The following is a 21,715-nucleotide window of genomic DNA, read 5'->3' as shown; positions in this document are numbered from 1 at the left end:
TCGAATGGAACTTATCAGGTATAAAATTTTCATTCCCCTGTTTTTATAAATAAAATTTATATTGGTGGTTTACAAAAGGATGCTGCCTCACTTAGCATTACACAGAAATAATCCTGAAATAAAAAATTTATCTTAGTTGTGTAATCCGCGGCATTTTTGCATCATCGGGATACACAGGGAGATGGAACGCGGATAAGGACTTTTGACTTAAAGCCCGTTGTAACTATTTGACACAAGTTTTTAAAATACCGTCATTGAAAGAAGCTTCAGACGAGGCGCTTTTGCTCGATTTTAAACAAACGGGCAATCAGCACTCTCTGGCGGAACTTTACCTGCGCTATAGTGAATTATTATATGGTGTTTGTTATAAATATCTCGAAAACGCGGACGATGCTAAAGACGCCGTGATGAATATTTACCAGGAATTGCTAAGAAAAGTACCTCAGCATGAGATCCAGAATTTTAAAAGCTGGGCGTATGTGCTCACTAAGAATTATTGCCTGATGCAATTACGCAGCGCGAAAAAACATATTACGGTAAATTTAGAACAGCATACTGTGCAATCGGACGATTTCACGCATCTGGATCGTATTATTGAAAAAGAAGCCGCCTTTAAACGGCTGGAAAATTGTATTGAAAAATTACCGGCGGAGCAAAAAAGCAGCATCAAGCTATTTTATTATGACAATAAATGCTACAATGAAATAACAGCGGCTACCGGCCTGGACTGGAACAAAGTACGCAGCCTGATTCAAAACGGCCGCCGCAACCTTAAAATTTGTATGGAGCAGCATGCAGCACAATAACACATATCCGTTTTATGGGCCGGAAGATATTAAAAGGTATCTGAGCGGCAGCATGAGCGCGCAGGAAATGCACGATATAGAAAAAGCTGCGCTAAAAGACCCGCTGCTGGCGGATGCAATCGACGGCTTCCGCAAAGCGGATCCGGCCGTTGCTGACAAACATTTGAATGAAATAAAAAGCGCCATCCTGGGAACTACCGAAAAAGAACACCCGGTGATATCCCTCCCGGAACGGCGGAACAGAGGCTGGCGATTACTGACCGCCGCCTGCAGCATCGGCCTCATCGCCGGAAGCGTTTGGTGGTTTACACAGCGAACTCCCGAAACCAGCCCCAAACAGCCCATTGCGGCGGTACAACCCACTGAAAAATCCCCGACCCCGGCCCTACCCGAAATTGTTAAAACGGAAGTAACCCCTGCCCCGGAGGCGGCCGTTACAGCGCCCTCCGATGCTAAACCACAGCGGCGGCGGGCAAAGCCAAAGTCTGTTGAAGCAGTTGTAAAACCGCCAACGGAGCCACAGCCAACGATCGCTGCTCAGGCCCCGGCGGCCGTCGCTGACAATAATGTGGCTGCCCAACTTTCGTTAAAAAATCCATTAACGCTCCGTCAGAAGCGTTACGATCGGTCCAACTTAGCCTTTCCGCAGGGCGCCCAAGCGCTTAGTTCGCGTCTTATTTCAGGAAAAGTAACGGACAAAGAAGGAAAGCCGCTTGAGCATGCTACCATTTCGGTTAAGCCTAACCAGGCAGCGGTTGCCAACTCAGAGGGCAAATTTGCACTTTCGGCAGCGGCTGACTCGAATCTAAAAGCAGTGGTGTCACTGGCGGGATATCAGCAAACCGTTGCAACACTTTCGAACGCCCGCACCAACAATATCCAGCTGGAGCGAGAACAAACACGGCTTGATGAGCCGGTCATCGTTGGCTACGGAGCCCCCAAAAAAGAACGGAATAAATTGGGCGACTTCCGAAAATTCAGAGAGCAAACCACCCAGGCGAAAAACGAAGTCATTTACCCCGAAGAAGGTTGGAAAGCATTTTACCAAGACCTGAGCAGCAACCTGGGAGTGGATCAATCCAAAGCCACTAAAACCCTCCAGATCAAATTTACCGTGGACGATAATGGCGACCCCGTCGATTTCACCATCGTGGAAAGCCCGGATGAAATTTTAACGCGCAAGGCCATCGAATTCATCAAAAAGTCCAAGTGGAAAAATTTCAAACTCGACAAAAACGCGCTGGTAAAAATTGAAGTGAACTAAAAATTCAACGCTTTACCGACACTGCCATTATAACAGTTTACCGCTAAAAAGCGCCTACGCTGCCCCGTAATTTTTTCAAACTTACTCTTTAAATGCATCTCCCCCATGGGGTAGGGGACAGGTTAGCGTTCGCCTAAAAAGCCAAATCGGGAGGCCGTTTATTCTTAATTTTATCTAAATTTTAATTTCATATAAATATCGTTGCGCGCTTTTTAGAATTTCCCCTTTGACGCCAAATAGTAAAAAGAGGACTGAAAAAGAGGCGAAAATGGAATCTTCGTATCATAAATATGTGCAATTTAAAATTTACATAGACTATAATCTTATTTGAATAAAATTAAAATATTAATAATCAATTATTTAATATAAAAATTTACAAAAAGATAAGTTTGTCTCAAAAACGGGACAAATAGCCACCGAAAGAAAGATATAATTATATATTTTAGGTTCGTATAAAACTCCTATTGTATTGTTTATTAATTTTTTAAATTAAAATTTAAAATCTAATTATTTTAGTAATGACAGATTTTCAATATGCTTGACAATATGCCAATTATTTTAGTAAAGAAGCGGCTGTTTTTAACGTACGTTTTTTATCAGTTGCGTGTAGATGTGGGAGCATAAATTCGCTGGTGCGATGTCAGCACATTGTTAGTTAGGAGCAAAAATATATTCTCGAATAAACAGGCTTTTCTGTTGAGTAGGTAGTTAGGCTTGTAGTGCTGGAAAAAATAAAAGCACCTCGAAATGAGATGCTTTTTCAAAATGCATAAAAAATATCTAAGGCTTTAAGCACCTGTCCAGTTGGCAGGATCTTCTCTCCAGCTCAACAGCTGTTCCGCCTGCTCTGGTTTAATTATCCCCCGCTCCTGTGCCAATTCAAGCAATACCGGATAGCTCGTTAATGGATGATATTTTAAGCCTCGCGCTTCGAAAGCTGCTTTCGCAATTGCAAAATCATACGTAAAAATGGACACCATACCCACGATTTCCAGACCGGCAGCCATCAAAGCGTCCACCGCCTGAAGGCTACTTTTGCCGGTGCTTACCAGGTCTTCCACCACGACAATTTTCTGGTTTGGCTCGAAACGGCCTTCGATTTGATTGCCCAGTCCATGGTCTTTGGGCTTGGGACGCACATACAGAAAAGGAAGTTTCAACTGGTCAGCAGCCATCGCCCCCCAGGCAATTCCAGCAGTGGCGACACCGGCCAGTGCATCCGCTTCACTAAAATGCTCGAACAACACATTACACATTTCGCTTTTAATAAAGTCGCGAATAAAAGGATAAGAGAGGACGCTGCGATTGTCACAATAAATCGGACTTTTCCATCCGCTGGCCCAGGTAAACGGGTTTTCGGGACTTAGCTTTACGGCATTTGCCTGTAATAATTTTTCTGCGACAACCTTTGCATCATTCATAATATCCTAATTTTAAGCTGCGAAAATAGACGTTTCCGCAAATTGGGCAGCAGATCGCGTCCTTTTATAATCCACATAATTATGCAGATTACTGTTTACATTCATAATAAACCGGTTTTTTTGACCGATCGACTCGACCAACAGCTGGAGCAATGGCACCACCAGCCGGACACCATTTTTATTGACGAACTGGATGTCCATACGGTGAAAGCGATGCTACACGAGATCAGTTTGCCTCAAATACAAAGAGGAATTTTTCTCCATGATGATTTTGAAGCTTTAAAAACCAAATTTTTTAAAAAATTTGACCTTCATGTTGCAGGCGGCGGGTTAGTAATTAACGAATTGGGAGCATTTCTTTTGATTTTCAGGCGCGGCTCCTGGGACCTGCCAAAAGGACACCAGGACAAAGGCGAAACCATTGAGACAACAGCTTTAAGAGAGGTAACTGAAGAAACCGGCCTTCATCAAATTAAAATTAAAGAGCCCCTCACCACGACTTACCATACTTACGAGCAGGGAACGCACCATATTTTAAAAGCTTCCCATTGGTTTTTGATGGAGGGAAGTTCCACAGATAAATTAGTGCCCCAGACTGAGGAAGACATCGAAGCTATTCAATGGGTAGCTCCTTCTGAACTTGACGCGTATTTGCCCAAATGCTATCCTTCGATCCGGCAGGTGATCCACGCTTATCAAACCCGCGCGAAATAATTTAAAGGCCCTTTTTGCGTTTGCGAAAAATCTTTTCATAAGTAAATTATTTGGCGTCGCCTAAATAACAAAATATTCTAATTCGTTTCGTTTCGCACCAGGAAATAAATATGTTTTGCACTTGGCGGCTTTAGCCTCAGGCTAACAACTAAATTCTTTTATTTTTGTCGGCCATGTCAAAAGCAAAGAACCCTACCGACACGCCGCTGATGCAACAACACAAGGCGATCAAACAAAAGTACCCCGATGCAGTACTATTGTTTCGCGTAGGGGATTTTTATGAAACTTTCGGGCAGGACGCTGTGATTGCTTCCCAGGTGCTGGGCATCACGCTGACGAAAAGAAACAACGGCGCCGCTGCCTCGCTCGACCTGGCAGGGTTTCCCCATCATGCGCTGGACACTTATCTGCACAAACTGGTCAAAGCGGGCTATCGCGTGGCTATCTGCGATCAACTCGAAGATCCCAAGCAAGCCAAAGGCATCGTAAAGCGCGGCGTTACGGAAATGGTCACACCCGGCACCGCTATTAATGATAAACTGCTTGAGCACAAAAACAATAATTTCCTGGCAGGCCTGCATTTTACAGACGATGACAACTTCGGGCTGGCTTTCCTGGATCTGTCCACCGGTGAATTTTTAATTGCCGAAGGCGACAGGGAATATGCAGATAAATTACTACAAAGCTTCTCTCCTTCTGAAGTTGTGTTTCAGCGCCATCAGCAGAAAAAGTTTAAAGAATTTTTCGGGGGAAAAATGTATGTGTACACGCTTGATGAGTGGATTTTTGAGGAGCAGTATGCGCATGATATTTTATTGAAACATTTTCAAACCCATTCGCTCAAAGGGTTTGGCGTGGAAGATCAAAAAAAAGGCCTGACGGCTGCCGGCGCCGTTATTCATTATCTGAAAGACACGGAACACCCCAATCTGCAACATATTACCGGCTTACAAAGTATTCAACGTAATGACTTTTTATGGATGGATCGGTTTACCATCCGCAACCTGGAATTGATACAACCAACAGGTGACGGCAACCACACCCTGCTGCAAGTTTTAGACAATACGGCTTCGCCAATGGGCGCCCGTATGTTAAAAAGATGGATCCTTTTTCCCCTTATTGATATACATAAAATAAATGAGCGGCTCGACCTCGTTGAGATTTTTATTAAGGAAACAGACCTTAGAAATGAGCTTGTGCATGCGATTAAGCTTTGCGGCGATATTGAAAGACTGGTCGCTAAGATCCCTACCAAAAAAATAACGCCACGCGAAATATTGCAATTGGCCAAAGGATTGCAGCAGGTGCTACTGATCAAAAATATTTGCCTGGTCCATTCCAATCACTACTTGCAAAGAATTGGCGATGCATTGAACCCCTGCCCTGTTATTGCGGACAAAATCCTGGCAGAAATTATAGAGAACCCGCCGGCTACTGCGGTGAAAGGCGGCTTTATTCAAAATGGCATTCACGCGGAGCTGGACGAGCTGCGCGATATTTCGCAAAGCGGAAAGGCTTACCTGGCGAAGATGCAGGCCTCGGAAGCAGAAAAAACCGGCATTACCTCTTTAAAGATTGGCTTTAATAACGTGTTTGGTTATTATCTTGAAGTAACCAACAGTCATAAAGCGCGCGTGCCGGAAAACTGGATACGCAAGCAAACCCTCGCTAATGCAGAGCGATACATTACTCCCGAACTTAAAGAGTATGAAGAAAAGATTACGGGCGCAGAAGAGAAAATATTGGTGTTGGAACAACAGTTGTATGACCTGCTGCTCAACGATCTTTTTGACTACTTGCAACCTATTCAAACCAACGGCAATTTATTAGCGATCATCGACTGCCTCTGCTGTTTTGCGCACAACGCTATTCATTACCAATATAAAAAGCCGCTGTTGCAGGAAGGCGATGATTGGGAACTAAAAGAAGCGCGCCACCCGGTAATTGAACGCTATTTACCGGTGGGGGAAAGTTATATTCATAATGATACCTTTTTAAATAAGAGCGATCAACAGATTATTATTCTGACGGGGCCCAACATGAGCGGTAAGTCTGCCTTGCTGAGGCAAACAGCGCTGCTTACGCTGATGGCGCATATGGGTAGTTTTGTGCCGGCCCGCGAAGCCAACATTTCTTTGACGGATAAAATTTTCACCCGGGTGGGCGCTTCCGATAACCTGAGCGGCGGCGAAAGCACTTTTATGGTGGAGATGAACGAAACCGCAGCCATTATTAATAATATCACGCCACGCAGTTTAATCCTCCTCGATGAGATAGGCCGGGGCACTTCTACCTACGACGGTATTTCTATTGCCTGGAGTATTGTTGAGCATTTGCACCAGTCGCCCCATCAGCCGAAAACACTTTTTGCCACGCATTATCACGAGCTAAATGAACTGGAGGGAAAGTTTGAGCGCATCAAAAACTACCATATTACTAATAAAGAATCGGGCAACCGTATTATCTTTTTAAGAAAACTGGCGCGCGGCGGCAGCACCCATAGTTTTGGTATTCATGTGGCAAAAATGGCCGGCATGCCTGCCTCCCTGATTAGAAGGGCCAACGAAATCCTGACACAGTTAGAAACACAGCATGTGGATGAAAACGACGATAGCGCCGCGAATCAACAGAAAGTAAATAACGCCGAAAAATTAAGAAGCGTGCCAGCAGGTCAATTTCAGCTTTCGATTTTTGATGCACACAGCCAAACCTTCGATGAAATACGCCAATTGCTTTCCGACATTGATATCAACAGGTTGACACCAGTGGAAGCATTGCTGAAGTTGCAGGAAATAAAGGGAAAATTAAAGTAGCATTATTTCACCGGGATATTAAAAGCAGGTTCTGCCGGTTCCGTAACATCGTAGTCGCGCACCCATCCTTCATTTTCAATTTTAATATGTTCGATGGCCACCGCGCCTCCGTTCGCATCCAGGTCGGGCAGCGCCTGGTATTCGGAAACCCAGCAACGGAATATTTTATAAACGATAACTAATTGGCCGGCTTCGTTATATAGCTCAATCAATATATCCTTCCTGAAATCTTTCAAAGAAGTTTCTGCGCCGAAGCCCGAATTAAGGCTCCACACTTTATTGGCCCACCTTTCAAATTCGAGGTCGTGGGTAACGCCGCGCTCCAGAATAATCGGCGCATAGTCCGTCTTTCCCGGGCTTTTTCTCACATTATTGGGATCGCCGCCCTCCCTGAACGCTATCACTTCAGTTTGTTTCACCAGCCCGCTGATTTTACTAACGCCGGCTACATATTTCCCATCCCACTTTACCCGGAACTTCAAATTTTTGTACGGATCAAATCGCATGGGGTTCACTGTAAATTTTGCCATAATGTTGAGTTGAGTAAACAGCAAAATAATTTTTTAACGATTGTCGGCAAATACCTAATTGAGGCGATAGCCCATTTTTCACAAGGCAGGAAGCGGAAAATCTTCAGCAGTCATTTCTCGATTTGCTTTATAAAAATATAAACACCACAAAAGGCTTATTAGTAACAAAAGAAGATGGTGTGACGCCAGCGGGGCCATTGTTTTATACGTCAATTAATTTAATAAATACAATATTCTTCGTTTATTTGCGCACCATGATATTTAACAAAAAGATAATACTCATAGCCGTCCTCTTTATCGCCGTCAAAATGCAGGCGCAAAGCGACTCTGCAGAAAAAACAACGGTCGAATTTAACAGTAAGGGAATACAGTTTAGGAAAGGTGAAAATTTCCTGCTAAATTTCCGGTTTAGGACCCAGCTCCGCGCAGGTTATTTTAGTCGGCTCGATGATAAAAATGAACCCGGCTTTGAGGCGCTGGTAAGACGGATGCGCCTTCGCTTTGAAGGGCATCTGTTGTCGCCCAAGCTGGAGTATAAAATTCAGCTAAGCTTCGCCAACCGGGATATGGATCTGCAAAGCGGCGCACCGCAGGTGGTTCGCGACGCGGTGTTCTACTACAAACCCAATGAATTTATGTCGTTTGGTATCGGGCAAACCAAATTGCCGGGTAACCGCGAAAGGGTGAACTCTTCCGGCGAATTGCAAATGCCCGATCGCTCCATCGCAAACGGGGAATTTACAGTCGATCGCGATTTCGGAATTTTTATAGACCGCGATTTTGAAATCCGGAAACATGTCATTCAGCTGCGCACCGCCGTTTCTACGGGTGAAGGGCGCGGCCAGTTGAAAACAGACGATGGCCTGGCGTATACCGGAAGAGTAGAATACATGCCCTTCGGTTATTTTAAAAACAAGGGCGATTATTTTGAAGGCGATCTTGATTTTGAAGAAACGCCCAAGGTGTCGCTGGGTTTCACGTACACAAAAAATTTCAAAACCACCCGAACCGGCGGCCAGCTTGGCAAACCTATGGTGAGCATTTATGACGATGAAAAACTGGCTGCGGATATCCGGACCATCATGGTGGACGGCGTATTTAAGTATAATGGATGGGCTTTTCTGGGTGAATATTACGACAGAAAAGTCGATCGCTTTTCGGTGACCGATTTTGCCTCTCGCCCCGAAGACCGGCTGATTTTCCTGACCATGCCCGCGGGCACGGCCATTAATGTGCAGGGAAGTAAGATGGTTTCTAAAAAAGATGAAATCGTTGCGCGTTACACGCAGGTTAAACCACACGACGACCTGGCGCCCTATCAATACCTTTTAAGAACAAAAGCCATTGGCTATTCTCATTATTTCAACAAACACAAATTTAAAATCCAGGGGTACCTGGGACTTGATGACCGCCTGGGAAGCTCGGAAGAACTGGACGACCCCTTTGAAAACCGGCTTAATGGCATGATCCAGCTGGAAATCGGTATCTAAGCCTTAGCCGATCAACGTAATAGCCACAACTTTTGGCGATTTGAATTGTTATCTGAAGCTACATGAATTGCCGCAGGGTTTTCAGTTAGGGCAAACATTCGATCATTAAATTTTAAAAAGGCAAATGAAACTTGATATTCTCGCTATTGGTGTACATCCTGACGATGTAGAACTGGGTTGCGCCGGCACACTTGTTAAAGAAATCCAGCGCGGCAAAAAGGCAGGGATTATTGATTTAACCCAGGGCGAGCTAGGCACACGCGGATCGGTGGAAACCCGCTATGCAGAAGCGACAGCCGCGGCAAATGTGCTGGGTGTTGCGGTTCGGGAAAATCTTAAAATGAGAGATGGATTTTTTAAAAATGATGAAGAACACCAGCTACTGCTTATCAAAACCATTCGCAAGTATCAGCCGGACATTATCTTAGGAAACGTGTTGGTGGACCGCCACCCCGACCATGGAAGGGCAGGCAACCTGATAAACGATGCTTGTTTCCTTTCCGGATTATCAAAAATAGAAACCTTTGACGATGAAGGAAATCCGCAGGAAAAATGGCGGCCCCGTTATTTTTTGCAATATATGCAGGATTGGTACCAGGAGCCCCAATTGCTGATCGATGTAAGTGAGGTAGTCGCCACAAAAATGCAGGCCATCGAAGCCTATACAACTCAGTTTCATACAAATGCGGATAGCGGATCGGGCCCGCAGACCTATATTTCCACACCCGATTTTAAAGAAAGCCTGATGGCGCGGATGCGTATGATGGGAAAAAGAATCGGCGTCAAATACGCGGAAGCTTTTATCTCGCAAAAGCAGATCGGACTGGATAATTTGGACGCCTTAATCCTAAAGGAAACCTAAAACACCGGCGAGCTCATCATTTTACAGTTTTTTTACTTAAGGAACAGCGTTAATTATTTAACTTTGCAGCCTTTATAGTTACAAAATATTAGAAATTAATGTCAATTCCCAAGTTTGCCACACCTCCACCTCCTTCATTTCATACCGTTTTAAAAACGCGTATCAATGATTATTTTAGAGAACGTGGCACGGCAAGCACCGGCAACATGAGGCTTTATTCCAAGGCGTTGTTTCTTGTATTAGGATTTTTAGCAGTATATACGCATTTGGTATTTTTTACGCCGACAGCAGGTTGGGCCATTTTTGAATGCCTGATTTTAAGCCTTTTTACATCCGCAATTGGCTTTAATATTATGCACGACGGCGCTCATGGCAGTTTTAGCAGCAAGCCATGGGTGAATACGCTTGCCGCTTCTTCTTTAAATTTTTTAGGCGCAAATACGTTTATGTGGAAGATGAAACATAACGTCATTCATCATGCCTATACCAACATCGATGGTATTGATGATGACCTGGACGCGAAGCCTTTTCTCCGTTTGTGTGAAACACAGAAATATCACAAATTTCACAAATACCAGCATTTTTATTTTTGGCTGGCCTACTCACTTCTTTATTTGTTCTGGATCTTTTTTTCGGATTATAAAAAATACTTTACCAAAAAAGTGGGTGATATCCCCCTGAAAAAAATGACCACCAAAGACCACCTGGTTTTTTGGGGATTCAAAACCTTACACCTGATCTTATTTGTTGTCATTCCGATTATCACCGTGGGCGCTGGGGCCTGGGCCATTGGGTTTCTTTGCTACGGCTTATTTGCCGGTTTCGTATTGAGTATTGTGTTCCAATTGGCGCACACCGTTGAACATACGCATTTTCCTGTCCCTAATACGGAAACAAATAAGATTGACGACGAATGGGCGGTGCACCAGCTTAAAACCACTGCAAACTTTGCGACCAAAAACCGCTTAGCCTGCTGGTTTATGGGCGGATTGAATTTCCAGGTAGAGCATCACCTTTTCCCCAAAATATCGCATATCCATTATCCAAAAATCAATAAGATCATAAAGAATACCTGTCAGGAATTTAATGTGAGTTATATTGAATACAACAAGGTTAAGGATGCAGTTATTTCTCATGTTTCTTACCTGAAACAACTTAGTAATCCCGCTTTTAGCCATTAGCCTTGCAGGACGTGCGGCGGCAACACTTTGTACGGCGGCCCGAAAAAAGGGATCATACCTCCTATGCTCTCGCTTTGTCGGAGCCGGGGCTGGCAACTTATAGACCTTCTCGGCGTATCTTTCCCGCATTATCAGATGAAAATCATAGGTTTGCCGAAAATCGGCCGCTCTTTAGACCGCGCTGGTGATTTTTCACAATAAACGGCACGCTTCCAAAATGACCTCTATCAGTATTATTAATTCGGTTCAGCTTTCGAAGGTGGAGCAGATTGCCGAGTCCCTGCGAAAGGAAATTGAAAAAGGCAGGTTGAAAAAAAACGACCAGCTTTTGTCGATCAATGAGTTTAGCGAACAATATCAGTTTGCCCGCGACACGGTTGAAAAAGCTTACAAAATATTGAAGAAGCAGGGGCTTATCCACTCGGTTCCCGGCAAAGGATATTTTGTTCTTGGAAAGCCCAGCAAGAAGCTGAAAGTTCTTTTGGTGATGAATAAGATTAGTGCGTACAAAAAGATCGTGTACAATACGCTGATTGAAACCTTTGGTGGCGAGGTGCATATTTCGCTGCATATTCATCATTATAACATCAAGTTGCTGAAAGAAATCATCGAGGCCAACCTGGGTAAATATCATTATTTCATCATCATGCCGCATTTCACTTATGATGTCAAACAAAAGGAAATTAAAGACCTGTTGTCTTTGATACCCGATCAGGAGCTGGTCACTCTTGACAAAAAAGTCGGCGGACTCAAAAAAGACTGCATCGAAATATTTCAGGACTTCGAAAATGATATTTATCACGCTTTAAAGGATGCACAGGAAAGGCTCTCCAAATACAAAAAGATCTCAGTCATTCTTCGCGAGGACGGTTGCCACCCGCGCGAAATTTTGAAAGGTATTAACAGGTTTTGCGAGGAATCGGGCAAGGCATTTGAAGTGCTTCCCGACGCCGAAAATTTGAAGCTGCAAAAAAAAGTACTCTACATTGATACATCAGAATATGACCTGGCGCTGCTAATCAAAAAAGCCCACCAAAAAGAATATCAGTTAGGCCGCGATATCGGCATCCTGTCATTTAACGAAACAGTTTTGAAAGATGTGTTGGATATCGCCGTGGTAACCACCGATTTCGAGGAGCTCGGCCGAAAGGCTGCGACGTGTATTCTTAAAAACGAAACAGGAAAATTTAAGAACCCTTTTCAACTGATTAAACGACGTTCGATATAAGAATGTGGTTGAACACCGGATTAATTCAAGTTGCGGAGCTTTTCTGCTTTCACACAAAGCGGCTTAAAATGGACCGTATACTTTTTCTAACGCGGTTTTTCCAATATCCATTCAGCTATACGAATCAGGTATTTGCTTGTCGTATCATTCTGACGAGATAGGAACGCTTCAATCTGCTTCTTTACAACATCGCTCCGCTTGCAGCTATTGTCAATAGCATTGAGCGCATGCAGTTGTACCATTTCATTTTTATCTTTCAATAACCTGAACAAAACGGGCAGCGCTGCATCTTGCTGTCCCAAATTATATAAGGTTTCAGCGGCTACAATCGCCACATCCGGCACGGTATCCGTCAATGCTTCCTTTAAAGAAGCAATAGCAGGAGCGGCATTATTTCCTAATTGCAAAAGGCCGCGGGCCGCCCAGCATCTTATGGCCGCGTTATCATTGCGGAGCGCCTCTGTTAATTTTTCAATGTCTTTGGGCTGGGCAAAATTTGCCAAATCACTAATGGCTAGCAAATCATCGATCGGATAATAACCCGAACGTAATTTGTCATACACCGCACCAGTTTGCGCCATCGAAGCTAACATACCTTCGGGCATCAGGCCGGCATCTAATGTTTGTTTCATCCAGCGCTTATTCTCAGTCCGCATCATCGATAACACCTTTCGATATTGCGGATCACTAGCCAAATTATGCACTTCCCACGGGTCATTTTCGGTATCATACAACTCTTCAACAGGCTTTGCCTGAAAAAAGCGTGACTGAATCTCATTACACTTACCCTGTTGATATAAATCATACCAGGCTTGCATGGAGGGCGCTTTCCATAAATAATCTATATGTTGCGCATAGGGCCGGTAGGGTAAAAAATTTCTTATATATCGAAAACGCTCGTTTCTCACAGCCCTGCTCATGTCGATGCGTTCATCCATGCGGCCACGAAACATATGGACAAATTCAGGATCCGCAGTTTTTTGCGTACCCAAAAATGCATGGCCCTGCAGATGGCCGGGGATACTTGTCCCGGCGATGCTCAACATAGTCGGGAAAAGATCCACGAGGCTCACCATCCGATCAACACCGGATCCTGGCGTAGGCGCGGGATACAAGTTTTTAAAACGATCCGGAATTCTTATCACCAAAGGCACCCGCGTACCTGTTTCGTACAAAAACCTTTTACTTCTTCCCAATATACCGCCATGATCGCTGTAGTATATGACAATGGTATTTTCTGCAAGCCCTGCTTCCTCCAATTCTTTCAACTTTTCGCCCACCCAAGCATCCATGGCCTCAACAGCTTCATAATACCGGGCGTAATCGCGCCTCATCTCCTTACTATCGGGATGATAGGGCGCTAGTTGAACCGCCGACGGATCGGGCTTTAACTTTTTTCCGGAATCGGGCCGGTGCAAATAACTTTCATGCGAAATAGTGCAATTAAAAACAGCAAAAAAGGGTTGTCCCGGCTTCCTGTTTTTATAATGTGCTTTCTTACTACTTTCATTCCAACCGGCCTGATCTTCGCTCGCGATATTATAATCTGTTTTTACATTATTGGTGCAGTAATATCCTGCTTTCCTCAGATAGGCAGGCAACAATTTTAAATGAGACGATTTGGGGTAATTGCTGCGCATATGCTGATGTCCCGAAGAAGCCGCGTATACGCCGGTAATAATGGCATTGCGCATGGGCGCGCAAACCGGGGCATTGGCATATGCGTGTGTATATAAAAAACCCTGCTTCGCTAGTTCATCCAGGTTGGGGGTCGTCGCCCATGCGTCGCCATAGCAACCCAACAGCGGACTATTATCTTCCGATGTGAGCCATAAAATATTGGGCAATCCCTGGGAATCTGCCCCTTTTTGACCGGCAGCGAGGCCAGTCAATGACATACAAAACAATGCAATAACAATCGATCTCATTCAATACATCTTTATTGACTGAAAATACAAAGCTTTTTATTCAGATTTCTTTAAAAAATTTTGACCGCTGACCATAGCCTCACCTTATTGGTTCAAAAGAACCACAAAACTGGCGAAAATTTTGCCACGCAAGCCCATCGTTTTACAAAAATTAAAACGGGTAAAAAATAAAGGATAAAATTGTCCTTTATTTAAAATATTGTACTACTTTTGTGGCCGGATGTTCTCGAAAGCAACGGAATATGGAATCAAAGCGATGATGTATATCGCAGTGAAAACAAGGAATGGCGAGCGCGTAGGCGTAAAAGAAATCGCCAAAAATATTGACGCACCGGTCCATTTCACAGCAAAAATTTTACAGGAACTGTGTAGAAAAAATCTGCTCCATTCGGCCAAAGGGCCTAATGGTGGTTTTTATCTCGATAGCGCCGATTTGAAAACACCTTTAGGCAAGATCGTAAAGACCCTTGATGGCGACCGCTTCTATAACACTTGTGTATTAGGATTAAAAGCCTGCTCCCACAAAAATCCATGCCCCGTACATCACGAGTTTAAAGTCATTAAAGAAAAAATAATTGATATGTTGGAAAAGAATACGATCGGCAGTTTCAACACGGAGTTGATCAACAAAAATTTCTTTCTAAAAATGAAATAATTTTTTGTCCTAATAAAAGATAATAAGGTCTTAATATATTTATAATGAAAACGAACAAATTTTTCCGGTACGGTCTCACTCTTTCATGGATCAGCAATGGGGCTGTTGCGGAAGCCCAGGAAAAACATAATTACATTAAAGCCTCCGACGCCTACGATCTGATCAATGTGGCGGGCATTGCTATTCTCATAGCATGCCTGGCCGTACTTATATATAAGTATCTCCGTTTTCAAAGCGCGATGAAAGATTATAAAAACCCGCCGGAACCCGACGCCTCCGATTGGAATAATCTAAACGCCGATCAAATAGAAAAGCTGACCAAGCGCAAAAAACGGAACAGCCATTTAGCTAAGGTGGTCATCAGTTTTGTTTTCCTGCTGGCGTCAGCAGCAAGCGCTTTTGCACAAGATCTGGAACAGAAAAAAGATAATCTTTTCGGCCAGCCAGGCATCATCATAACCCTGGTGTTGCTGGCTATTCCGTTAGTGCTGGCGGCGATCTTGATTATCAGCCGTGCGTCAAACGCCATTAAAAGAACAAATTTTCAAAAAAATATACAACGCACGAGAGAGTTGGCCCGCCAAATGATGGAAACCGACGATCCTCAGCTCTTGCAGCGCCTGGAAGAACGGAAACGGGCGCTTGACTTTAAACTCAGTAACCAGGAACTATCGGGCAGCCTGCAGGTAGCAGATACAAAGGGAATGATTAATAACGTTAGCGATAAATATGGCGTTCATTTCACTGCCGTAAAAAGAAAGGCGGCGCCGCGTCCCGCACTGGAACCCGGCGTTACAAAACTGGTATTATGGTATCTCGGTTGCGCGGCTTTCTGGCTTTTGCTGGGCACGGCGATCGGTGAATATGTGGGCATAAAATTCGTTGTGCCGGATGCCGACCATGTCAGCTGGTTGAGTTTCGGCAGGCTCCGCCCTGTACATACCAATATGGTTTTCTGGGGATGGGCCTCATTGGGTATTATGGGCCTGGGTTATTATGTAGTGCCCGTGGTAAGCAACACCAAACTTTATAGTATAAAATGGGGATGGATCGCTCTGATACTAACCAATCTGCAGGTAACGATCGGCACCATCAGCCTACTGGCAGGTATTAACAACGGCGGCGGCGAATTCAGAGAGTATATTTTTCCTATCATGGCCCTATTTGCCGTAGCCCTAATTCTCACCGTAATTAATTATCTGCTCACCGTGGCGAAACGTACCACAAAGGAAATTTATATTTCCAACTGGTATATCATCGGTGCGTTGATTTTTACAATCATCATCGCACTCACGGCTTATCTTCCTTTCTGGCAAAACGGTTTGGGAGAAACCATCACCCAGGGCTACTATATGCACTCGGGCGTGGGGATGTGGTTTACACTGTTTACGCTTGGCTTGTTATATTATTTCATTCCTCAACAAATCAATAAACCTATCTACGCTTATAGCCTGGGCATCCTGGCATTCTGGACACAGATACTTTTTTATACAATTATCGGTACACACCATTTTGTATTCAGCGCTATTCCATGGTGGCTTCAAACTGTAGCGATTGTGGGCAGTGCGGGCATGATTATCCCGGTGGTAGCCGCGACCATCAATTTTGGTATGACGTTTAAAGGCCACTGGAATAAAGTGTCGAACAGTTATACCCTGCCGTTTTTTTTAACCGCAGTTATTTATTATTTCATTGTAAGCCTGCAAGGTACCGCCGAAGCATTTCGCTTCACCAACCTGCTTTGGCATTTTACCGACTTTACGGTGGCGCACTCGCACCTCGGCTTTTATGGCATTATTTCCTTCGCCATTTGGGGTGGCAGTTACGCCATCGTGCCACGGCTTACCGGGAAAGAACCGCCTCAACATCTTGTGGGCGCCCATTTCTGGCTCGCCTTTATTGGTCTCTTGCTTTACGCAGTGCCGCTAATGATCGGAGGCACCATCAGGGGCGTTATGTGGATGGAGCATCAGCCTTTTATTGAGAGTGTAGTGGTGATGTTTGAATATTGGGTTTGGCGCGCGGTAGGCGGCAGCCTCATGTTTATCTCGCATATCATTTACTTCTACAACTTTTATCGCATGGTTATCAGACCCGCAGAAGAAACGGATGCGAAACAACAGGCTATTGCTCAGCTTGAACACGAAATCACTGCCGGAGCCAACGCTTCTATGTAAATAAAAAAAGATTGACCACGGTTCAATAACTCATTTCTATGGAAATTTTTAATAATCACAAAAAACTTTACACAGTTGCAGGACTCTTTTTTCTGCTACTCACCTATCTCACCGCTATTCAGCCGGCTTTGCAAAATCAAAAAAATAATGCGCCATTGCCCGGGGCTGAACCACTTTCCGGCGATGCGCTCAAAGGAAAATTGCTTTACATAAGCGAAGGCTGCGTAGCCTGTCATACCCAACAGGTTCGTAATGTGGACATGGATAAAAACTTCGGTTCGAGGCCTGGCATACCCGCGGATTACGCCACCATCAAGCGTACGAGTTTATGGGCCAACACGGCAACGCTGATGGGCACTGAACGTACAGGGCCTGACCTTACCAACGTGGGAAATCGAAATGGTGGTAAGGACTGGAACCTTATGCACTTGTTTAATCCACGAAGTGTGGTAAAAGAGTCCATCATGCCCGCTTATCCCTGGCTATTTGAAATAAAAGAAAATCCGGACAGCACAGATGTGGTGGTAAGCATGCCGCAGGAATTTATGTATGGCAAAACCGGTAAAGTAGTAGCGACAAAAAAAGCTTTGCAACTGCTGGCTTATATTCAATCCCTAAAACAATTGCCGCTGCCGGAAGGGACCGCCGAGAGGGAGTTTTTATATAAAAAAGAACCCGCCGGAAAAGGAACAGGCGCATCGGCTTCAAAGATGGACGGCAAAACATTATATGCAACCAATTGTCAAAGCTGCCACCAACCTACGGGCGAAGGTTTAGCAGGCGCTTTTCCGCCACTTAAAAATAGCGCTGTCGTAAACAACGACGACCAGCTTGAGTTGTATGTTGACATCATCATGAATGGATACGACGCACGACCCGAATATGGCGCAATGGCAGCTGTGGGCACCAATATGGAGTTTACAGAAGAGCACGTCGCCGCGATCATCAACTATGAAAGAAGCGCTTGGGGCAATGAGGGCAGGCCGGTAACGCCAGACGAAATAAAAAAGATCATGGATTTTGTAAAAACAAAAGCAGCCGGAAAATGAAAAAATTAATATTGTTATTACTGTGCTCGGGTTTCGCCATTTTCACAATGGCGTGCCCTGTCTGCGAACGCAACAAACCAAAAGTGCTTCGAGGCATTACGCATGGCTCGCCCAATACCGAATGGGATTATCTCATCGTCGTTGCTGTGGCCATTATTACGGTGTTTACGCTTTTCTTTTCAGTCAAATGGCTGCTGAAGCCGGGTGAGAAAAACAAGCAACATATCAAGTATTTCATTTTAAAAGATCAATAGCCATGCATCATAGTACCGTATTGTTATTTATAGATGACGAACCTAACCCCATTGGGGAGTATAGTGTTCCTATCAACTTTGAATTGGACACCACAAAGCTGATCGACGGCGAACACACCCTTCGCATTGTAAGCAAAGGAACCAACGGCAAAGAAGGTGTCAGAAAAATCCCTTTTACTGTAAAGAACGGGCCGTCTATTGCTATAGAAGGCTTACATGAAAATGATGTAGTGGACGGTGTGCTGCCCATTATGATCAACGCCTACAGCAAAGGCGACCAAAAGCGCTTTCTGATTGAAGGCAGCGAGACGCCACATAGTATTCCTGCATGGCTGTGGGTGGTCATTATTGGTTTTGCAGGCTGGGCCATGTTTTATGCAATCACTTCACTTAATATGAATTTATTAAAATGATTTTACGAAATTTACAAACAGAACTTGCATCAGCAAAGCATCCGGTTGCAAAGGCGCTGTATTACGAAAACGGTTGCCGCGTATTATGTATCGGCTTTAAAAAGGCCATGTTGATGAAAGAACATATTACTAAACAACCCGCAACGCTTTATGTACTAAGCGGCGAAGTATTATATAAAACCGCAACCAGCTCACAAAAGCTTGGGCAGTTCGACGAAATACAAATACCCATCGACCTGCCTCACAGTGTGGAAGCCATTGAAGACAGCCTCTGCCTGCTGCTGCAAAGCCCCTTACAACAATGAAAAAAGATATTACTGATAAAGCGGATATAGCATTCCTGGTGCAGTCATTCTACCAAAAAGCAACCCGGGATGAGGTAATTGGGTACATTTTTCAACAGGCGCCGGGCTTCGTCCTGGAGCAGCATTTGCCCATTATGATTTCATTTTGGGAAACGCTGCTTTTCGGCGTAGCCGGATATAAAGGCAACCCGATGTTGAAACATGTTTTGCTGCATCGCAACATTCCTTTAAAGGCTGAACATTTTGATCGCTGGATTAATTTATGGCGGGAAACGGTGTCCAGCCATTTCGAGGGGCACGTAGCTCACGAGGCAATGAACAAAGCTGCGTCCATTGCCAAATTGATGCAATTCAAAATAGAAACACAGCTATAGACAGAGCTGCGTGAGCTACTATTGATAGAGTTTGGCCTTTATCACTTCCTCTTCGAAAAGTGTTTCCGGCTTTTTAAAAAATTCGTAAAAATCGGCTGCTGAACTATGATTTTTATAGGGCAGGAAAAATTCGGTTTCCTGGCTATAAGGCTTGTAGCCTGCATTTCGCCAGAACAACACATACGAAAAGCGATGCTTTTTAAAAACGGGAGCAAGCACCCGGGTAAACCAATGTTCATAAGGGATCTGATTAAACCCTATTTCCCCCACTGCGGGAATTTTATGGCGCTTCCCGGCGATATCGCAAAGTACCCTTAACCTCGAATCTACGATATTGATAAATGTTGAATCGATATTTTCTTTGGAATGCTGATAGGTATCAAAAGAAATAAAATCCACATAGGCGTCGCCGGGGTACCGCCGAAGAAAAGTGGCTTCGTCGGTAAATTCGGAACCCGTGTTGTAGCCGATCAACAGCTGATGTAAGCCTTTTTCGTTTCGCAAATAATCCGCTGAAAAACGAAATAATTTTTTGTACTCGTCGTCGCTGCAGCTTTTTACTCCCCACCAAAACCAGCCGCCGGTGTGCTCATGAAAAGGGCGCCACAAAAGCGGAATGGGTTCGCCTTTTTTCCCTTTGAGAGAATGCATAAAAGCGGCAACACGGTTCAGGTAAGTTTTATACAAATCATGTTTTTCACCGCCGGGCAAAATAGCCGCAACAGAACCAGGCGCAGGATCCCAGGCATTTTTTCCTGTCAGCGGATTGTTTGCATGCCAACTGATCGTGACGACGCCGCCTTTTGCATAAGCGCCCTGGATATACGATCGCATTTTATCGAAAGGAACATCGTCCAGGTTTTTTTCCCGGCCCAGTTCCAAATTGCCTAGTTCCCAGCCATACAAACCCGGATAGTCTCCGGTTACGTCTTTTACATCACTTCGTCCTTTTTCGTATTTCCAGTGCACACCGTAAGCCAGATCGTCCTGATGCCCGACGAGGTATCCCTTATCCATTAAACGGTACATATTTTCAAACAACCACTTCGCTTCTTTCGTCGCATTCTTGTCAGACGGCGCTACCTGGCCGTTTAACTGCAAAATCGTAAAAGAGGCCAAAATCAAACCATATAATAATTTCAACAAAGTGTTTTTTTTAAGCATTATGAGCTATTTAAAAATCTTTAAGATAGGCTTTGGCCATCTTGCCCGAATCTTTGATATCGCTTTCTTTCCATCCACCCTCTGAGCCTGCCGTTTTTTCCAGCACAGAACAGGTTTCGTCTTTATCAGAAACCGACCAGGTGAGCCAGCTCAGTTTTCGTTGTTTCATCCATTGAATATAGGCCTCCCATTCCTGCTGATCGATAGGCCCATCGCCTGTGGCCAACATCCCGCCTGACTCTGAAACAAAAACCGGCAACCCTTTTTCGATCGCCTCATCGGTGCGATCGCGTAGCTCTTTTTTATGTGTTCCTGCATAGAAATGCATGGTATACATAATATTATCAAAACCTTTGATCGGATCATCCGCAGCAAAATGTAAATGCTGGTCCCAGTGGGGTGAGCCGACAAGAATAATATTATCGGGATCCACCGCACGAATAGCAGCAATGACAGTATCGGCATAGCCTTTTACTTCCTGCCAGGTTTCCTGATCGGGCTCATTAAAAATTTCATAAATAATATTTGGATAATTTTTATACGCCTTTGCTATGCGCACAAAAAAATCCCTGGCTTTGCTGGTGTGAATGTTATGGCTATGCCAGTCAACGATCACATAAATTCCATTTTTAATAGCAGCGTCAACCACGGTTTTCACAAGACGGAACGAACGTTCAGGATCGTCCAGATACCCCTCCTTTGGCTCCACTCCCATCGCCGCCCGCACTACATTGCAATGCCATTTCTCCTTCAACTCTCTGACAGCGCCTGCCGTGTAAAACCTCGGATGAAAACAACTCCATCCAAAGCTCATGCCTTTCAATTGAGCCGGCCGCCCGTGAGCATCACTCAACTGCGTGCCGATCACTTGCAATTGTCCCATTTGCTTTACAGGTTGCGCAGTCGCGGAGATCTGCAAAAACATCATTGCCCATAAACTAAAACAATATCGTTTCATTCGTAATTTTTTTATGGTTTTTTATAGGTCGAATAGAACTTATCAGTTCATATTTTAATTGATATCAATTATTATCGGCAACTCATACGACACTTTTCCTTTTGAAACAAAGTGAATATACTAAGGAAA

The 21,715-nt window shown here is 44.4% G+C and carries 20 protein-coding genes; 15 read left to right on the top strand and 5 right to left on the bottom strand.

Annotation, left to right across the window (positions count from 1 at the left end; genetic code table 11):
- Window positions 1-254 precede the first annotated feature (254 nt).
- Together ABDK00_RS05465 and ABDK00_RS05460 are read left to right on the top strand one after the other, a co-directional pair.
- Window positions 255-806: a sigma-70 family RNA polymerase sigma factor gene (locus ABDK00_RS05465; protein WP_346238868.1), complete on the top strand. Its 552-nt coding sequence runs from the start codon at window positions 255-257 to the stop codon at window positions 804-806.
- Window positions 793-2,070: a carboxypeptidase-like regulatory domain-containing protein gene (locus ABDK00_RS05460; RefSeq protein ID WP_346238867.1), complete on the top strand. Its 1,278-nt coding sequence runs from the start codon at window positions 793-795 to the stop codon at window positions 2,068-2,070. Before ABDK00_RS05465 ends, ABDK00_RS05460 begins: the two co-directional genes overlap by 14 nt.
- 788 nt (window positions 2,071-2,858) lie before the next feature.
- On the opposite strand, the gene pyrE is transcribed toward ABDK00_RS05460, so the two are convergent.
- Complete coding sequence (pyrE, locus tag ABDK00_RS05455; RefSeq protein WP_346238866.1) at window positions 2,859-3,491, bottom strand: orotate phosphoribosyltransferase; 633 nt, start codon at window positions 3,489-3,491, stop codon at window positions 2,859-2,861.
- A gap of 81 nt (window positions 3,492-3,572) precedes the next feature.
- On the opposite strand from pyrE, the gene ABDK00_RS05450 reads away from it, so the two are divergent.
- Window positions 3,573-4,205, top strand: coding sequence for an NUDIX hydrolase (locus ABDK00_RS05450; protein WP_346238865.1), 633 nt, complete (start codon window positions 3,573-3,575; stop codon window positions 4,203-4,205).
- 173 nt (window positions 4,206-4,378) lie between these two features.
- Entirely contained in the window at window positions 4,379-7,018 is a 2,640-nt protein-coding gene (gene mutS, locus ABDK00_RS05445) for a DNA mismatch repair protein MutS (protein ID WP_346238864.1), read from the top strand.
- 2 nt (window positions 7,019-7,020) lie between these two features.
- Here mutS and ABDK00_RS05440 read toward each other — a convergent pair whose 3' ends face one another.
- Window positions 7,021-7,548 carry a phage tail protein gene (locus ABDK00_RS05440; RefSeq protein ID WP_346238863.1) on the bottom strand — a complete coding sequence of 176 codons (528 nt, stop codon included), beginning with the start codon at window positions 7,546-7,548 and terminating at the stop codon, window positions 7,021-7,023.
- A gap of 254 nt (window positions 7,549-7,802) precedes the next feature.
- On the opposite strand from ABDK00_RS05440, the gene ABDK00_RS05435 reads away from it, so the two are divergent.
- The 4 genes from ABDK00_RS05435 to ABDK00_RS05420 all read left to right on the top strand — a co-directional run bounded on the left by ABDK00_RS05435 (window position 7,803) and on the right by ABDK00_RS05420 (window position 12,309).
- Window positions 7,803-9,038, top strand: a complete 1,236-nt coding sequence (locus ABDK00_RS05435) for a porin (RefSeq protein ID WP_346238862.1) — start codon at window positions 7,803-7,805, stop codon at window positions 9,036-9,038.
- A 124-nt stretch (window positions 9,039-9,162) separates the two neighbouring features.
- Window positions 9,163-9,900: a bacillithiol biosynthesis deacetylase BshB1 gene (gene bshB1, locus ABDK00_RS05430; RefSeq protein ID WP_346238861.1), complete on the top strand. Its 738-nt coding sequence runs from the start codon at window positions 9,163-9,165 to the stop codon at window positions 9,898-9,900.
- Between the two features lie 98 nt (window positions 9,901-9,998).
- Window positions 9,999-11,081, top strand: a complete 1,083-nt coding sequence (locus tag ABDK00_RS05425) for an acyl-CoA desaturase (protein ID WP_346238860.1) — start codon at window positions 9,999-10,001, stop codon at window positions 11,079-11,081.
- Window positions 11,082-11,298: 217 nt separating this feature from the next.
- The gene (locus ABDK00_RS05420; RefSeq protein ID WP_346238859.1) at window positions 11,299-12,309 is read left to right on the top strand and encodes a winged helix-turn-helix domain-containing protein; all 1,011 of its coding nucleotides are present in this window, start codon (window positions 11,299-11,301) and stop codon (window positions 12,307-12,309) included.
- A gap of 86 nt (window positions 12,310-12,395) precedes the next feature.
- On the opposite strand, the gene ABDK00_RS05415 is transcribed toward ABDK00_RS05420, so the two are convergent.
- On the bottom strand, window positions 12,396-14,237 hold the full coding sequence (locus ABDK00_RS05415) for a sulfatase-like hydrolase/transferase (protein WP_346238858.1): 1,842 nt from the start codon (window positions 14,235-14,237) through the stop codon (window positions 12,396-12,398).
- A gap of 220 nt (window positions 14,238-14,457) precedes the next feature.
- On the opposite strand from ABDK00_RS05415, the gene ABDK00_RS05410 reads away from it, so the two are divergent.
- From ABDK00_RS05410 to ABDK00_RS05380, 7 genes are read left to right on the top strand one after another with little or no spacing between them, the layout of a single operon-like run.
- Window positions 14,458-14,892 carry an Rrf2 family transcriptional regulator gene (locus tag ABDK00_RS05410; protein ID WP_346238857.1) on the top strand — a complete coding sequence of 145 codons (435 nt, stop codon included), beginning with the start codon at window positions 14,458-14,460 and terminating at the stop codon, window positions 14,890-14,892.
- A gap of 44 nt (window positions 14,893-14,936) precedes the next feature.
- Window positions 14,937-17,069: a cbb3-type cytochrome c oxidase subunit I gene (locus ABDK00_RS05405; protein WP_346238856.1), complete on the top strand. Its 2,133-nt coding sequence runs from the start codon at window positions 14,937-14,939 to the stop codon at window positions 17,067-17,069.
- Between the two features lie 38 nt (window positions 17,070-17,107).
- A complete protein-coding gene (locus tag ABDK00_RS05400) occupies window positions 17,108-18,118 on the top strand; it encodes a cytochrome c (protein ID WP_346238855.1) in 1,011 nt (336 codons plus the stop codon).
- Window positions 18,115-18,372 carry a hypothetical protein gene (locus ABDK00_RS05395; RefSeq protein ID WP_346238854.1) on the top strand — a complete coding sequence of 86 codons (258 nt, stop codon included), beginning with the start codon at window positions 18,115-18,117 and terminating at the stop codon, window positions 18,370-18,372. The genes ABDK00_RS05400 and ABDK00_RS05395 overlap by 4 nt, the downstream gene beginning before the upstream one ends.
- Window positions 18,373-18,374: 2 nt before the next feature.
- Window positions 18,375-18,785: a cytochrome C gene (locus ABDK00_RS05390; protein ID WP_346238853.1), complete on the top strand. Its 411-nt coding sequence runs from the start codon at window positions 18,375-18,377 to the stop codon at window positions 18,783-18,785.
- Complete coding sequence (locus tag ABDK00_RS05385) at window positions 18,782-19,090, top strand: hypothetical protein (protein WP_346238852.1); 309 nt, start codon at window positions 18,782-18,784, stop codon at window positions 19,088-19,090. Before ABDK00_RS05390 ends, ABDK00_RS05385 begins: the two co-directional genes overlap by 4 nt.
- Window positions 19,087-19,464, top strand: a complete 378-nt coding sequence (locus ABDK00_RS05380) for a group III truncated hemoglobin (RefSeq protein WP_346238851.1) — start codon at window positions 19,087-19,089, stop codon at window positions 19,462-19,464. The genes ABDK00_RS05385 and ABDK00_RS05380 overlap by 4 nt, the downstream gene beginning before the upstream one ends.
- Before the next feature lie 18 nt (window positions 19,465-19,482).
- On the opposite strand, the gene ABDK00_RS05375 is transcribed toward ABDK00_RS05380, so the two are convergent.
- Together ABDK00_RS05375 and ABDK00_RS05370 are read right to left on the bottom strand one after the other, a co-directional pair.
- Complete coding sequence (locus ABDK00_RS05375) at window positions 19,483-20,628, bottom strand: glycoside hydrolase family 26 protein (RefSeq protein ID WP_346238850.1); 1,146 nt, start codon at window positions 20,626-20,628, stop codon at window positions 19,483-19,485.
- 10 nt (window positions 20,629-20,638) lie between these two features.
- Window positions 20,639-21,586 carry a glycoside hydrolase family 5 protein gene (locus tag ABDK00_RS05370; protein WP_346238849.1) on the bottom strand — a complete coding sequence of 316 codons (948 nt, stop codon included), beginning with the start codon at window positions 21,584-21,586 and terminating at the stop codon, window positions 20,639-20,641.
- Between the last annotated feature and the right edge of the window lie 129 nt (window positions 21,587-21,715).

This window comes from Niabella insulisoli (assembly GCF_039652435.2).
Classification (GTDB): domain Bacteria; phylum Bacteroidota; class Bacteroidia; order Chitinophagales; family Chitinophagaceae; genus Niabella; species Niabella insulamsoli.
Note: the sequence above shows the minus strand (reverse complement) of the source record. Positions and strands in the feature narration are given on the sequence as shown.

Bases quoted from the DNA above. Each gene is read 5' to 3' on its own strand.
- ABDK00_RS05460 (WP_346238867.1), top strand. From the start codon at position 793: ATGCAGCACAATAACACATATCCGTTTTATGGGCCGGAAGATATTAAA.
- pyrE (WP_346238866.1), bottom strand. From the start codon at position 3,491: ATGAATGATGCAAAGGTTGTCGCAGAAAAATTATTACAGGCAAATGCC.
- ABDK00_RS05450 (WP_346238865.1), top strand. From the start codon at position 3,573: ATGCAGATTACTGTTTACATTCATAATAAACCGGTTTTTTTGACCGAT.
- mutS (WP_346238864.1), top strand. From the start codon at position 4,379: ATGTCAAAAGCAAAGAACCCTACCGACACGCCGCTGATGCAACAACAC.
- ABDK00_RS05440 (WP_346238863.1), bottom strand. From the start codon at position 7,548: ATGGCAAAATTTACAGTGAACCCCATGCGATTTGATCCGTACAAAAAT.
- ABDK00_RS05435 (WP_346238862.1), top strand. From the start codon at position 7,803: ATGATATTTAACAAAAAGATAATACTCATAGCCGTCCTCTTTATCGCC.
- bshB1 (WP_346238861.1), top strand. From the start codon at position 9,163: ATGAAACTTGATATTCTCGCTATTGGTGTACATCCTGACGATGTAGAA.
- ABDK00_RS05425 (WP_346238860.1), top strand. From the start codon at position 9,999: ATGTCAATTCCCAAGTTTGCCACACCTCCACCTCCTTCATTTCATACC.
- ABDK00_RS05420 (WP_346238859.1), top strand. From the start codon at position 11,299: ATGACCTCTATCAGTATTATTAATTCGGTTCAGCTTTCGAAGGTGGAG.
- ABDK00_RS05415 (WP_346238858.1), bottom strand. From the start codon at position 14,237: ATGAGATCGATTGTTATTGCATTGTTTTGTATGTCATTGACTGGCCTC.
- ABDK00_RS05410 (WP_346238857.1), top strand. From the start codon at position 14,458: ATGTTCTCGAAAGCAACGGAATATGGAATCAAAGCGATGATGTATATC.
- ABDK00_RS05405 (WP_346238856.1), top strand. From the start codon at position 14,937: ATGAAAACGAACAAATTTTTCCGGTACGGTCTCACTCTTTCATGGATC.
- ABDK00_RS05400 (WP_346238855.1), top strand. From the start codon at position 17,108: ATGGAAATTTTTAATAATCACAAAAAACTTTACACAGTTGCAGGACTC.
- ABDK00_RS05395 (WP_346238854.1), top strand. From the start codon at position 18,115: ATGAAAAAATTAATATTGTTATTACTGTGCTCGGGTTTCGCCATTTTC.
- ABDK00_RS05390 (WP_346238853.1), top strand. From the start codon at position 18,375: ATGCATCATAGTACCGTATTGTTATTTATAGATGACGAACCTAACCCC.
- ABDK00_RS05385 (WP_346238852.1), top strand. From the start codon at position 18,782: ATGATTTTACGAAATTTACAAACAGAACTTGCATCAGCAAAGCATCCG.
- ABDK00_RS05380 (WP_346238851.1), top strand. From the start codon at position 19,087: ATGAAAAAAGATATTACTGATAAAGCGGATATAGCATTCCTGGTGCAG.
- ABDK00_RS05375 (WP_346238850.1), bottom strand. From the start codon at position 20,628: ATGCTTAAAAAAAACACTTTGTTGAAATTATTATATGGTTTGATTTTG.
- ABDK00_RS05370 (WP_346238849.1), bottom strand. From the start codon at position 21,586: ATGAAACGATATTGTTTTAGTTTATGGGCAATGATGTTTTTGCAGATC.